10 protein-coding genes and 4 pseudogenes are annotated in these 12,677 nt (G+C 67.0%); 5 read left to right on the top strand and 9 right to left on the bottom strand.

Going from position 1 to position 12,677, the window contains the following annotated elements; all coding sequences use genetic code 11:
* Window positions 1-244 precede the first annotated feature (244 nt).
* The 5 genes and pseudogenes from NW895_RS02850 to NW895_RS02830 form a co-directional block, all read right to left on the bottom strand.
* On the bottom strand, window positions 245-673 hold the full coding sequence (locus tag NW895_RS02850) for a hypothetical protein (protein ID WP_289933456.1): 429 nt from the start codon (window positions 671-673) through the stop codon (window positions 245-247).
* Window positions 674-963: 290 nt separating this feature from the next.
* Window positions 964-1,053: pseudogene (locus NW895_RS02845) on the bottom strand (IS5/IS1182 family transposase); the annotation flags it as partial.
* A 14-nt stretch (window positions 1,054-1,067) separates the two neighbouring features.
* Entirely contained in the window at window positions 1,068-1,421 is a 354-nt protein-coding gene (locus NW895_RS02840; protein ID WP_289933455.1) for a hypothetical protein, read from the bottom strand.
* A 139-nt stretch (window positions 1,422-1,560) separates the two neighbouring features.
* Window positions 1,561-1,908: pseudogene (locus NW895_RS02835) on the bottom strand (transposase); the annotation flags it as partial.
* 504 nt (window positions 1,909-2,412) lie between these two features.
* Complete coding sequence (locus tag NW895_RS02830; RefSeq protein WP_289933454.1) at window positions 2,413-3,045, bottom strand: TetR/AcrR family transcriptional regulator; 633 nt, start codon at window positions 3,043-3,045, stop codon at window positions 2,413-2,415.
* A 279-nt stretch (window positions 3,046-3,324) separates the two neighbouring features.
* Here NW895_RS02830 and NW895_RS02825 point away from each other — a divergent pair, with 279 nt between their 5' ends.
* Window positions 3,325-4,722: an MFS transporter gene (locus NW895_RS02825; protein WP_289933453.1), complete on the top strand. Its 1,398-nt coding sequence runs from the start codon at window positions 3,325-3,327 to the stop codon at window positions 4,720-4,722.
* Window positions 4,719-5,939: an FAD-dependent monooxygenase gene (locus NW895_RS02820; protein WP_289933452.1), complete on the top strand. Its 1,221-nt coding sequence runs from the start codon at window positions 4,719-4,721 to the stop codon at window positions 5,937-5,939. Before NW895_RS02825 ends, NW895_RS02820 begins: the two co-directional genes overlap by 4 nt.
* A gap of 238 nt (window positions 5,940-6,177) precedes the next feature.
* On the opposite strand, the gene NW895_RS02815 is transcribed toward NW895_RS02820, so the two are convergent.
* From NW895_RS02815 to NW895_RS02805, 3 genes are all read right to left on the bottom strand, one after another.
* Window positions 6,178-6,570, bottom strand: coding sequence for a CBS domain-containing protein (locus NW895_RS02815; protein WP_289933451.1), 393 nt, complete (start codon window positions 6,568-6,570; stop codon window positions 6,178-6,180).
* A 45-nt stretch (window positions 6,571-6,615) separates the two neighbouring features.
* A complete protein-coding gene (locus NW895_RS02810) occupies window positions 6,616-8,118 on the bottom strand; it encodes a DEAD/DEAH box helicase (protein ID WP_289933450.1) in 1,503 nt (500 codons plus the stop codon).
* A gap of 233 nt (window positions 8,119-8,351) precedes the next feature.
* Window positions 8,352-8,555: a cold-shock protein gene (locus NW895_RS02805; protein WP_028799214.1), complete on the bottom strand. Its 204-nt coding sequence runs from the start codon at window positions 8,553-8,555 to the stop codon at window positions 8,352-8,354.
* Between the two features lie 831 nt (window positions 8,556-9,386).
* Here NW895_RS02805 and NW895_RS02800 point away from each other — a divergent pair.
* The 3 genes and pseudogenes from NW895_RS02800 to NW895_RS02790 form a co-directional block, all read left to right on the top strand.
* Window positions 9,387-10,036: pseudogene (locus tag NW895_RS02800) on the top strand (IS5 family transposase); the annotation flags it as partial.
* Between the two features lie 109 nt (window positions 10,037-10,145).
* Window positions 10,146-10,556 carry a VOC family protein gene (locus NW895_RS02795; protein ID WP_289933447.1) on the top strand — a complete coding sequence of 137 codons (411 nt, stop codon included), beginning with the start codon at window positions 10,146-10,148 and terminating at the stop codon, window positions 10,554-10,556.
* Window positions 10,557-11,945: 1,389 nt separating this feature from the next.
* Window positions 11,946-12,299: a hypothetical protein gene (locus NW895_RS02790; protein ID WP_354670063.1), complete on the top strand. Its 354-nt coding sequence runs from the start codon at window positions 11,946-11,948 to the stop codon at window positions 12,297-12,299.
* A gap of 101 nt (window positions 12,300-12,400) precedes the next feature.
* Here the strand turns inward: NW895_RS02790 and NW895_RS02785 are convergent.
* Window positions 12,401-12,652 (bottom strand): annotated as a pseudogene (locus NW895_RS02785) (transposase family protein); the annotation flags it as partial.
* Between the last annotated feature and the right edge of the window lie 25 nt (window positions 12,653-12,677).

Below are 12,677 nucleotides of genomic sequence, written 5' to 3'. Positions count from 1 at the left end.
GTCGCCTTCGGCGCGAACGTTCATCCGCAGGTTCGCGCGCTTCCCGTGGTGCCGCAGATAGCGGCGGAACGCGGAGGTTGTCGTGTCGTAGTCGACACCCCACGGCTGCCTCAACGTAGGCGTGCGGCTGGACCTTGTCGCGCCCTGGCTCGTGGCCTTTGGCGCTCTGGACGACCGCGCACCGGGTTCGATCGACGGAAACTGAGACATTGCGCGCAGGGAAACCGGTCTCACCCGTTGTCGCCTATGCAACGGAGTCCTGTTGTTTGAACTTCCAGTGGACCTCAGGGTGTGCCGACGAAATCTTGAGCAGCTTGTTCCTGAATCGGTACTCATTGACGAGGAACTGGTCTGCGGCGCTCTGTTTGAGGGCCTCCATGACGTAATCGAGCGCCGCGCGCTTCTCGGGGTCGGCAGCGAGGACACCGACGTCCACGACGAGCAGCTCAGGCCGGTAGACGACGAATGACCAGTTCTCCCCGGAGTGAAGCAAGCGATCGGGGAAGGTGCGCAGCCCTCGGCGGCGCACGATCAGGTTCCGAACGGCCTGGAGGCGCGTGAGCCTCAGTCGGTCCATCCCCTCTCGATCACGTACCCAGGCGTTTCGGATCACGGCAGCGCCGTTGTTGTTGTCGACGGTGTCTTCAATCCAGTCGAGCGTGCTGGTGCGCACGTACACCATGACGGTAGCTCCCCTTTAACAAGTCGTTAGCAGGAGACAGGGTCGTGGACAGAGCGACGCCATTAGGAAGGTTTGCCAATCCCCATACGGTGGCCCAGGTCGTGTGGTATTGGGGCGCTGCCTGAAACGCATCTCGACTGCACGCTTCCCAGCAATGTTCATAGCCGCCTGGCGTCCAAGCGCTGAGCCTGGGAAGTTTCGGGTTGTCAACAGGTATTGCGGGGTGACCTCTGACTGAGCAGCAACGGGTCTGACCGGCTTGCCGACGGCCTGGTTCCCGCCAGGTTCGTGCGCCGGTAAGCCGCGACCAGCAGAGCCCGGTCCTTCAGCAGAGGGCTCCACGGCCGGCCCTTGCGGACCGCGTCCGCACCCAGGCTCCTCCACCTCAGCGGAACTCGTGGACCACCTGGATCTCGCCGACGATGTGGGCGTTGAAGTCGTCCAACTCCTCGGCCGGAACCCAGAGCTCGAGGATCGTCTGCCCGCCGGCCTGCTGGATGGGGTACCGGCTCAAGAACTCCGACTCGACCTCAAAACGGGTGACGAAGCCGGCACCATCGTGCTTCACGTTCCAGTCCCGCGCGATCTTGACCGCGTAGTCCTCGTTGAGGACCGGGTAGAAGATCGGCTGCTCAGGTAGCCGGGGCGGCCAAGACCGCCAGTTCAGCTCACGAACCAGATCCAGCTCCTTGGGGCCGGTGGGGCGCCACAGGGTCGTCGTTGCTTGCTGGCTGGTCATCTCTATCGCTCTCTGAAGGTAAGTCGCACGGCAGTTCGGAAGACCGGACGATACAGGCACGGCCAACTCGGCAGCTACACGGTTTCCGCACCCTGGCCGACCTTCTGACCAGGAGTTACGGGACTTCCCAATGCTGATGTCAAGCTGCGACTGCGACGAGGAGTGGAACTTGGTAGCACTCTCGGTCACGGATCATTGCCCACAGAACGTTGACGCGTCCGCGGGCGAGGGCTAGGAGGGCCTGCTTGTGCCCCTTCCCCTCGCTCCGCTTTCGCTGGTAGTACGCCTTGGAGGCGGGGCAGCACTTGAGGCTTGCCAGGGCAGACAAGTACATCGCCCGCAGCAGCCCGCGGTGGTAGCGGCGGGGTCTGTGCAGATTGCCACTGACGCGGCCGGAGTCGCGGGGCTGCGGGGCCAGGCCGGCGAAGCCGGCCAAGCGGTCCGCACTGCCGAAGGCGCCCATGTCCCCGCCCGTGGCGGCGATGAACGGGCGCTGTAGGCGTCGCGCCGGGCCTGCACGCGCCAGTGCATGTGGTCGACACTGGCCTGGGCTCGTATCTGCTGACGGCTCGGCCGCCCGGATATAGCCGATGCAGAGACGGTTCCAACGACACCTACGGCGGCCCCAGGAGCGCCGCGATTCCCTGATCCACACTCCAGCATCGCGATCGAACCCTCGCTGTGGGCTCTCCTCGGCGACCCGGCGGTAGACCGGCAGGGCACCTGCGAGCGTGACGACGACGAGCACGATGGTCGCTATCGGTGACAGTAGGCCGGCGGCGAGGGCGGCGATAGCCGCATCGCATCGCTCACGCGCGTGCCTTCTTGTCTGCCGCGGAAAACGCCAATGCTTCCAGGGCAGTATCGCTGCCGGCGTGGTTGTGGAGCGGCAGAGACGGTCAATCCGATTGAGCCCGTAAGAGCTGAAGAGGGAGGAGTAGAGGAGGAAACGTGGGCTGACGGCGCACTGTTCTTTCGTGCTGCCCCAGCCCTACATGGTTCGGTATGCCCGGAGAAAGGTCCGCACTCCCTCAACGATGAGTGGCCGGACGCGAGTGTCCTCCGCGGCATTCGCGGAACCGAGCCTGTCCAGCGCGACTCCGAAGGTCAGAGCGATGAACTGGTCGGCCGCGAGTCGGGGGTCGGGGACGTCGAGCAGCCCGGCCGCGGCGAAGGCGGCGAACCGCTCGGCGATCGCCTCGTCGGGCGTGTCGGCCATGGAGTTGTAGCCCCGGTGCGGCAGGTGGCGGGATTCCGCCCGGACCAGTCGTTGCAGCGTTGCGTACTCCGCCGAGCCGAGCATGTCGGTCGCGATGCGCATCGAGAACGTGACCAGGGCGTCCTCGAGGTCGGCGGCGTCGGTGTGGTCGGTGAGGGTGTCGTCGAGGGTGCGCCGGATCGTGGTGATCAGTGACTGGCCGACGGCGTCGACGACTGCTTGCAGCAGCGTCCGCTTGTCGCCGAAGTAGTCGTAGACCGTCCGCTTTGACACCTCGGCCCGGGCGGCGATCGCGTCGACGCTGGACCGGTCGAAGCCGTCGGCGAGGAAGAGTTCCCGGGCCGCCGAGAGGATCGCGGCCCGCTTCCGCGCGGACCCCTCGCGCAGTGTCTTCGTGGTCGGCATGGGCACATCCTAACGGTATTACACTGCACGGTGTAGTGTAGTACTGCCTCGGCGGGCGCCGCAGTCCTCGGGCCCCGCCACGCCCGGCGGAGCCGTGCATCGTCACTTCGGGTACCGCTTGGCCGGGTTCACCCCGCCGGACGACCTCGGACCTGTTCACAAAGCACGACACACCGCGCCCCGCCTGAATGGCCGCTGAGTCCGCGCCGGCCCGGCAAGGCGGCAGCACCAGGCGTACCGCCGGCACCCTCCCGCCCGGCAATGACGGAAAGGACGTCCATGACCGCAACTCTGGCTCCCCCGGTCCGCATCGGGAAGGCCGCTGTCGCTGCCCTCGGCATGCTGGCAGTCGCCACTGGTGCCCTGGAGTCGGTGGTGTCGCCGACGCTCCCGCTCCTGCAACGCGAGCTGGATATGAGTCCGGCCGAAGGGGCGTTACTCAGCATCGTGCTCCTCATCACCGGCGCGCTCGTCACACCGGTCGCAGGCAAGTTCGGCGACCGCTACGGCGGAAAACGAGTTCTGATCCGACTGATGGCGGTGGTCTGTGCCGGTGGTCTGGTGTCCGCCCTGGCGCCGAACCTGCCTGTGCTGCTGCTCGGCCAGGTACTGCAGGGGGCGATGGTGGGCGCGCTGCCCCTGTCGTTCATCGTGGTGCGCAAACACCTCCCCGAGGGAGAGTCGAAGGTGGCCATCGGGACGGTCAGCGGGCTGTTCGTGGGGGGCGGGATGGCGGGAACGCTGTCGGCCGGGCCCGTGGCGGAAACCCTGTCCCGGCACTGGATGTTCGCGCTGCCGACGATCGCGGTCATCGGATCCACCATCCTGGTGAACAGCCTGATGCCGCATGATCCGCCGGGCCGCAAGGACGACACCGGGGTCGACTGGCCCGGCCTGCTTCTGCTGAGCGGGATGCTGGTCACGCTCATGCTCGTGCTCGCGATGGCGCCCGAACTCGGCTCGCAGCCGCTCGTGTTCGCCGCCCTCATCGTGGTGCTGGCCGCCTTCGTGACCGGATGGACAGCCGTTGAGCGTCGCGCGGCCTCACCGATGATCGATCTGCGCATGCTGGCACGGCCCGCGATGTGGAAGTCGTGCGTGCTGACGTTCGTGATCTGCGTCGGCACCTCAATGGCGGTCTACCTCGTCCCGCAACTGTTCGCCGTGCCCGTCGGCGAGTACGGTTTCGGGGCCAGCGCCACCGAGATCGGCTTCTTCCTTCTGCCCGGCGCCGTGGCCGCGTCGCTGGCCGGACCGATCGGCGGGATCGGGGCGCGGCGGTTCGGCTCGCGTGCCGTGGTCACCGCCGGGATCGTCATCCTGGCTGCCGCCCTGATCGCCATGGCAGCCGTGCACACCGAGGTCTGGCACCTCGTCATCGGCAAGATGATGATCTCGCTCGCCAACGGCCTGTGCGTCACGGCGATGGTGACCACCACCGCGACTTCCGTCGATCAGCGTGACACCGGCATCGCCACCAGCCTGGTCCTGGTGACTCGCGTGATCGGCTACGCCGTGGGTGCGCAGTTCGGTGGTGCGCTCCTCACCGCCGGGACCCCTTCCGGCTCGGATGTCCCGGCCCCATCGGCCTTCGTCACCGGCTTCGTCATAGCCGGCGCCGTCACGGCGCTGTCCCTGCTTGTCGCGCGGACCATGAGCAAAGGAGTCCAGGAATGACCCGAACTGAGCTGTCGAGGGGCGTCCGTACCACGCCGAGGCGCAAGGTCCTGATATCCGGGGCCGGCGTCGCCGGGTCCGCCCTCGCGTTCTGGCTGAACCGCTACGGATTCGCGGTCACGGTGGTCGAGAAGGCGGGCACACTTCGTGACGGTGGTTACCCCATCGACGTGCGCGGCACCGCGCTCGAGGTCGTCCGGAGGATGGGAATCCTGCCGCGGCTGCGGGACGCGCACATCGACCTGCGCCGGCTGACCTTCCTCGACAGGGACGGCAGCGAGGTGACTTCGGTCAACCCGCACACCGTCACCGGCGGAGTCGCGGGACGGGACCTGGAGGTGCGGCGCGGGGATCTGACCGACGCGCTCTACACGGCGGTCCGTGACGACGTGGAGTTCTTGTTCAACGACTCCATCGACACCCTCGACCAGTCCGGCCGCGGGGTCGACGTCACCTTCCGCGGGGGCAGCAGGCGTACGTTCGACATGGTGCTCGGTGCGGATGGTCTGCACTCACGTACCCGCGAGTTCCTGTTCGGGCCCGAAGAGCAGTTCCACCGGTACCTCGGCTACTGCTTCGCCGTGTTCACCATGCGCAACACCTTGGGGCTCTCCCACGAGACCATGATGTGGAACACCCCGGGCAGAGCCGCGGCACTGTACGCCGTAGGGGACAACGACGAAGTGCACGCCTTCCTGAACTTCGCCCACCCGCAACCGCAGTTCGACGCGTTCCGGAACCTGGAAGCCCAACGGGCCCTGGTCGCCGCGGTCTTCGCCGACGCAGGATGGGAGGTCCCGGGCATGATTGCCGCCATGCGCGACGCAGATGACCTGTTCTTCGACGCGGTCAGCCAGATCCGCATGCCCCGCTGGTCCAGCGGCAGAGTCGCGCTGGTGGGCGACGCCGCGTACGCGCCCTCGTTCCTTACCGGACAGGGCACCAGCCTCGCGCTCGTCGGCGCGTACATGCTCGCCGGTTCCCTGGCCGACCGGGACCACGCCGCGGGCTTCGCCGCCTACGAACACAACACCCGTGAGTTTGTGACCGTCAACCAGGAACAGGTCGGCGAGGGCGACGCCACGCTCTTCCCCACCACGGCCCGAGCCCTGGAGCAGCGCAACGACATGCTGCGCAACCTCAGCTCCAGGCCCTCAGCGGCGGGACGACCGGCCCATTCGGCCCTCACCCTGCCCGAATTCATGCCCATGCCGTGATCCCGGGCACGCGCGGCGACGACGGGCGTCACCCGCGGTCGGGGCCTGCGGTCCCGGACCCGGCGCTGGAGAGGGTGGGTGCGCTGAGACTGATCGAGCCCGCTGCTGCCGCCCTGGCCCCAGAAGGCGCCGGGCCCGCAGCCGGTGCCGGACCGGCTGTGACTTCACGTACGGCATGCCCGGATCGGCTCGGAGTCGGTGCCGGATGATGCAGATCCCCTGGGAGGTATTCGGGAGATCAACTCTCCGCCCGCTCCCGCACAACGGCCCCGGACGGGGAGTGCGAGGCCGACCAGCATGCCTCCTGGGGGAGAAGCCCCAGGTCAGCGGCGTAACGCGTTGTGCCCCCGGCAGGATTCTGGGGTCCGGCGAGGACGTCCCGTAGACGGATCCGGTCCGTGTAGGCGGGGCTGTAGCGGAGAACGGCGAGTCGGGCCAGGGTGATCAGGCCCGTGCTCTGGTCGTCCCCGTCGCACAGGACGAGGTGATCGACACGGGCACCGGCCATGAGGGACAGAGCCACCTCGACCGTCATGTCGTCACGGACCCGAGGTCCGGACGCGTCCCTGTCGTCGACCACGGCCTTGCGGGAGCGATCCGCTACCGGGTGCTGTGGCTGAGCCGTCGTCATGAGTGCCTCCTGGCGGAAGGGGATGGGCTGATGATCACGGCGTCTCTAGGCGGCCGCGCCGAAGCCGGTCCGCCGCTGTGTCCTGCGGCGCTCCGCTTCACCGACGGGCCGGCCCTGTCCGGCGTGGCCCCGGCGACCCCGACGGCCCTGGGACGAAGAAGACTCGCCGCGGGGACGTTCCACGCCCGGCGCGGGGACGACGACCGGAACACCAGAAGGGGCCTGGGCACCTGTGATGCGGCTCAGCTCCACCTCGCCCGACCGCACCTGCGCGATCCGGGGGGTGATCCCCGCCGAAGCCATCAGTCGGCTCATGCCGCGACGCTGGTCAGGGGTCACCAGGGTGACGACGCTGCCGGACTCGCCGGCGCGGGCCGTACGACCGCCGCGGTGCAGGTAGTCCTTGTGGTCACTGGGCGGATCCACATTGACGACCAGGTCGAGGTTGTCGACGTGGATACCACGCGCCGCGACGTTGGTCGCCACCAGGACCGTCACCTGCCCGCTCTTGAACTGGGCCAGGGTCCGCGTGCGCTGCGGCTGGGACTTGCCACCGTGCAGGGCCGCGGCGCGGACACCGCTGCTCAGCAGGTGCTTGGTCAGCCGGTCCACCGCGTGCTTGGTGTCCAGGAACATGATCACTCGACCGTCTCGCGCCGCGATCTCGGTGGTCGTCCGATGCTTGTCCGTGTCGTGCACGTGGAGTACGTGGTGCTCCATCGTGGTGACCGCGCCCGACGACGGGTCGACGGAGTGGACTACCGGATCCGTCAGGTAGCGGCGGACCAGCAGGTCGACGTTGCGGTCCAGGGTGGCCGAGAAGAGCATCCGCTGCCCGTCGGGACGCACCTGGTCGAGCAGGGCGGTGACCTGGGGCAAGAAACCCATGTCGGCCATTTGGTCGGCCTCGTCGAGGACCGTGATGCCGACACCGTCCAGCCGGCAGTCGCCCCGGTCGATGAGGTCCTTGAGCCGCCCGGGCGTGGCGACGACCACCTCGGCCCCGGAGCGCAGCGCACCGGCCTGCCTGCCGATGGACATTCCGCCGACGACGGTGGCCAGCCGCAGGCTCACGGAGCGGGCGTACGGAGTGAGCGCGTCGGTGACCTGCTGGGCGAGCTCGCGGGTGGGGACGAGGACGAGGGCGAGCGGCTGCCGTGGCTCGGCACGCCGCCCCGCCGTACGGGCCAGTAGGGCGAGGCCGAAGGCGAGGGTCTTGCCCGAGCCGGTGCGGCCACGGCCGAGTACGTCACGACCGGCCAGGGAGTTCGGTAGGGTCGCCGCCTGAATCGGGAACGGTACGGTCACGCCTTCGTGGCCGAGCGTGGCCAACAGCCGCTCGGGCATGGCGAGGTCGGCGAACGACCCGACGGCGGGCAGCGCGGGCGTGACCGTCTTCGGCGGCGCGAACTCGCCCTGTACGGCCCGTCCGGCCTGGCGGTTTCCGGAGCCCTTTGAGTGGCGCTGACCACCGGAGCGGTTGGCGCCGGCACCTCCTCCGAAGCGGTCATATGCGCGGGGTGTGCGGGATGTGCGGGCACGCTTCATGCGGAACCTTCCTTGATGGGGCACGCATCAAGGAATTTCCGCGCCAAATGAGCGGCGCAGAGAATCTCGAGACGAACCGAAGTCGATATGGGGCGAGTCGGGCCGACGGGGAATGTTTCACCGGTCGGTGATGCGGTGGAGCCCTCCCGTCGCGCGCCCTGAAAAGCAGCGAGCTGGGGCCCGCACCCCAGAGGTGCGGGCCCCAGCTGCGAAGTAATGCGTCAGCGCCGGTGTCAGGCGGGAACGATGTTCTCGGCCGTCGGGCCCTTCTGGCCCTGCGCGATGTCGAACGACACCTTCTGGCCTTCCAGCAGCTCGCGGAAGCCCTGGGTGGCGATGTTCGAGTAGTGGGCGAAGACGTCGGCGCCGCCGCCGTCCTGCTCGATGAAGCCGAAGCCCTTTTCCGCGTTGAACCACTTTACGGTGCCGGTAGCCATATCATTTCTCCTTCGGAGGCGGTGTCAGGAAATCGCCCTGTGCGAATTCCGTGTCGCCGTGATGATTACCCCGTCGGAAATGAACCTTCTGGCAACCACACCTGCAACTGAGATAGACAGTAGCACGGTGCGATCGGCCCTGCACGGTCGATAATTCCGCTCCGGCCGATCGTCGAGGAATACTCGGCGTGCCCCGCACCTATTTCTCATGTCGCGAACACAGATATTGCTCTCCGCCGGTGCGGCGTTTCCTGCCGTGCGCTGCCGCCCACAGCCCTATGACCTCCGTCGACGGGAGATATGCCGCTGCCACCGTCGTCAGGGGATGGCACAACGGTGAACGCGTTGAGACTCCACTACCGCGATGAAGGTCACATCCCGCGAAGGGCGCGGCGGCCGACTCGTTCCCGGTGGGTGACGACACCGTCCTGATCACCAGAGGCGACCAGGACCTCTTCTCGCTGATGGTGGTCCCATGCCGCCCGTCGGCCGAGGCCGACCGACGGTGGCGGACGACGTGGTGAGTCAGCCGCGCCACTCCACCACAAGCAGTGTCGCGTCATCCGTGGCGTGCACGCCCCGCGCCCGCTTGAGCGTGTGGGACAGGGAGCGTAGATCTCCGGCAGCCCGGTGCCGGCGCGGCGGGCGTGGCGGTAGGCGCCGATGGCCACGGTGGCCATCGTGCCTTTCACTACAGCGACGCTCTACCCGGGGTCGGCGGCAGGATGCGGAAGCGCCACCGGCGGGCGGACGGGACCGCTGACGAAGCCAACCGCGACGGAAGCCACGGCTGGAGCGTGTCTCTTTGATGGGTTGGTCAGTTGATCGGATGTGTCTGTCCGATTAGTGATCACCGATGCGATGTGGGACCGGATCGAGCCGCTGATGCCGGCGGATCCGGTCCGCGGGCGGCGATGGGCCGACCACCGCCGCACTCTTGAGGCCATCGCGTGGAAGTACCGCACCAACTCGCCCTGGCGCGACCTCTCCGAGGAGCTCGGCTCTTTCCAGACCGCTCACAAGCGGCTGATCAGATGGGCCATCGACGGCACCTGGGAGATGATCCTCGCGGCCGTCCTGGCGGCGGCGGACGCCGACGACGACATCGACTGGACGGTGTCGGTGGACTCCACCGTTGTCCGGGCCCACCAGCACGCTGCCGGAGCAGTCAAAAGGGGGCGGCTCGCTCCGTCGAGCCCGCCGATCATGCGCTCGGACGCTCCCGTGGCGGCTTGAGCACCAAGGTCCACCTGGCCGCAGACGGCCGCGCACGGCCCCTCGCCTTCACCGTCACCTCAGGCCAGGCAGGTGATGCACCCGCCTTCGAGACGCTGATGTCCCGCATCCGCGTGCCCCGCAGGGGCCCGGGCAGGCCTCGGACCCGGCCCCTGGCCGTTCTCGCGGACCGCGCGTATTCCTCCCGCGCCATCCGCAGCCACCTGCGGCGAGGACGGCTCCGTGGCCGTCCGCCCGGCTTCGACAGAACGGGGTCTGGGGGCGAAGCCCCAGGAACTTTTTGTTCCCACACCTCAGCGGAGCTGCTCAGGGCCTGTCTCGAAGTCGGGTGTGAGCTTGTGACACGATCGCGGGATGCTGCGACTCACCGATTTCATCATCGACTGCCCGGACACGATGAAGCTGGCGGCTTTCTACTCCGAGGTGACGGGCCGTCCGATCAAGGAAGGCAGCTCCGAGGACTGGGCTGGCATCCAGTTCGGCGAGATCGAGCTGGCATTCATCCGGGTGGACGACTACCGCGCTCCGCAGTGGCCCGACAGCGAGCACCCCAAGCAGTTCCACCTCGACTTCGAAGTGGACGAGATCGAGTCCGAGCAGCGCCGCGTCCTCGACCTCGGCGCGACGCTAAGGCAGGACTTCATCGGTCCCAACGGCTACGGCTGGCAGGTCTACACCGACCCGTTCGGCCACCCCTTCTGCCTGTGCCGCAACAAGGGCGTCATCTGGACCGACCAGGGCCCGATCTGGCCCAAGCGCGACTAATTAGCCGCCCACTTCCTCACCCACCACTCTCCCCCCCCGCGCGCGCCCCTACGGACCCGCACGCGCGTACGGCGCTCCCTCCATCCCGGCGCCGCAGGAGGCGGCCGGGGCCGGGCGCAAGGTGTTCGCCCGCGGCAGCATCCAGGCCTGCGGTCAGCAGGTCCAAGTCGGCATGGTCCACGCCCGCACCGTGGTCACCGACACCACCCTGCACGTCTTCGACCACGGCGGACAACGCCGGCGAACCGTGCCCCGCACCACCACCAAGGAGGTGACCCGCTACAAGGCCTACGGCACGAAGAACCGCACAACAGGCCAGGAACCGGAAAGCATCAAGTGGCACAGTTCCGTCAAGCCTCATCTGAAGCCAGACATGCCACGCGTGGGGCACGACCCCGAACACGACGAAGGGCCAGCCCGGGAGGAAAACCCTCCTGAGCTGGCCCATTCTTCTGTGCCCCCGGCAGGATTCGAACCTGCGACACCCGCTTTAGGAGTTCGATCCGGCGGCCTCACCGGTCGGACGCTGCGATGTCTGAGCCGACGCCGACGACCGCCCGAGGCTGCTGGCATCCGCCGCCGTTGATGTCAGCCGTGGATGTCAGGTGACACTGACGGGGGATACGGGCGGCGGTAGATGGCGCGGTCGATTCCGGGCTCCACGCCCCGCGGACGTGGTCACGGAGCACGGGTAGTCAGGATAGCCGTGGCCGGCTTCGTGTCCGCACTCGTTGGGTGCCCCTCGCGTGGGCGCCGGGCACGTGTACCAACGAGCCAGCCGGGCAGCCTCAGGTACAACGTTCGATGCTTGGACGGGCCTTGGGGGGCTTGTGAACTTAGCTGCTCTACTCGTCTCTATTGCAGCACTCCTCATTTCAGGAGCGGCTTCCTATCGTCAATTGACCCTGGCTAGGCATGCCAACACGCTGCCCGTTCTGGTCGAGTTATTTCGAGAACATCGAAGTGACTATCTGACGGAAGCCCGTCTATTCGTCCACCAAGAGCTGTCTGGATGTGATTTCTCGGAAGGGCTGCAAAGCCTACCGCCCGACAAGCGAAAGTTAGTGCGCGACCTGGCGTACTTTTACGACAACTTGGGAGCCCTTGTGGCTCACGAGATAGTTGATATTGGTCCGGTGTCCGGGTATCTGGGGGGCTCTGTGCTATCCACATGGGAGTGTATGGAACCTCTTGTGATAGCCCACCGGAACTTCAGGTACGGACCACTGCCCGAGGGCCTTCAGTGGCAGGGTTATTACGAGAATCTCTATCACCTGGTAAAACTGAACCCCCCAGGGGCAATGCGCCGCAAGCTTGAGCGCTGGTCACTTGACTCTTCCGGTCGTCCGCGTCATTGAATTTTCCGCTGGAGCGGACATCACGGGATTCATGACCAGGGAGGAGGCGAATACTGTTTCGCACGACCTTCCCTCTCAGCGCCTTCGGCTGGAAGTGGCGCAAGCCGGAACCGTCGTAGTTCCTGACGGCTCCTGTTCCTACGACCTTCCTCACACCGGGCACACGTTCTCGACCCGATCGGGTGCCACCCTCAAGGGCTCGATGGTCCACGCTGAGTCCTCCGAGAAAGCTGCGCTGATCTATCAGCACTCCGGCGACGATCGGCAGCAGGAAGTTGCAGCCGGCCTAGACGCCACCGTGCGGAAGGCGCGCCAGGAGCGGCGGCCGTGCCAGAACCGGAGATGGAAGACATCGACGATCAACGTTCTGGCACGCGACACCTGATCACCGCGCACAACAAGAAACGCCCGGGTCGACGGCCTTGGTTGAGGGGCGGGGGCACGATGGTGATTGGTCAGGTGAGATCGACGAGACTGGGTGTCACTTCATTGCATGGCGTGGTGGACGCCGTCGCGTTTGAGGTGGCAGTTCCGAAGGATCTTCCAGGTCTTCATGCGGGCAAAGACGTGCTCGACACGAGCGCGGACGTGCTTGTGGGACTTGTTGTGGTCCTCTTTCCTGGCAGGGAGTTCGGACTGGTCCGCCCGCAGCGGTGCGGGATGACGAGTCCGGCCGCCGTCGGCCATCTTGATGGTCTTGCCGACGGAGGCCTTGACGCCAGATACCTTCCATGCCTTGCAGCCTCTGAATGATCCTCGACGA

The organism is Streptomyces sp. S.PNR 29 (assembly GCF_030386795.1).
Lineage (GTDB): Bacteria > Actinomycetota > Actinomycetes > Streptomycetales > Streptomycetaceae > Streptomyces.
This window is presented reverse-complemented; position numbering and strand designations above follow the sequence as displayed.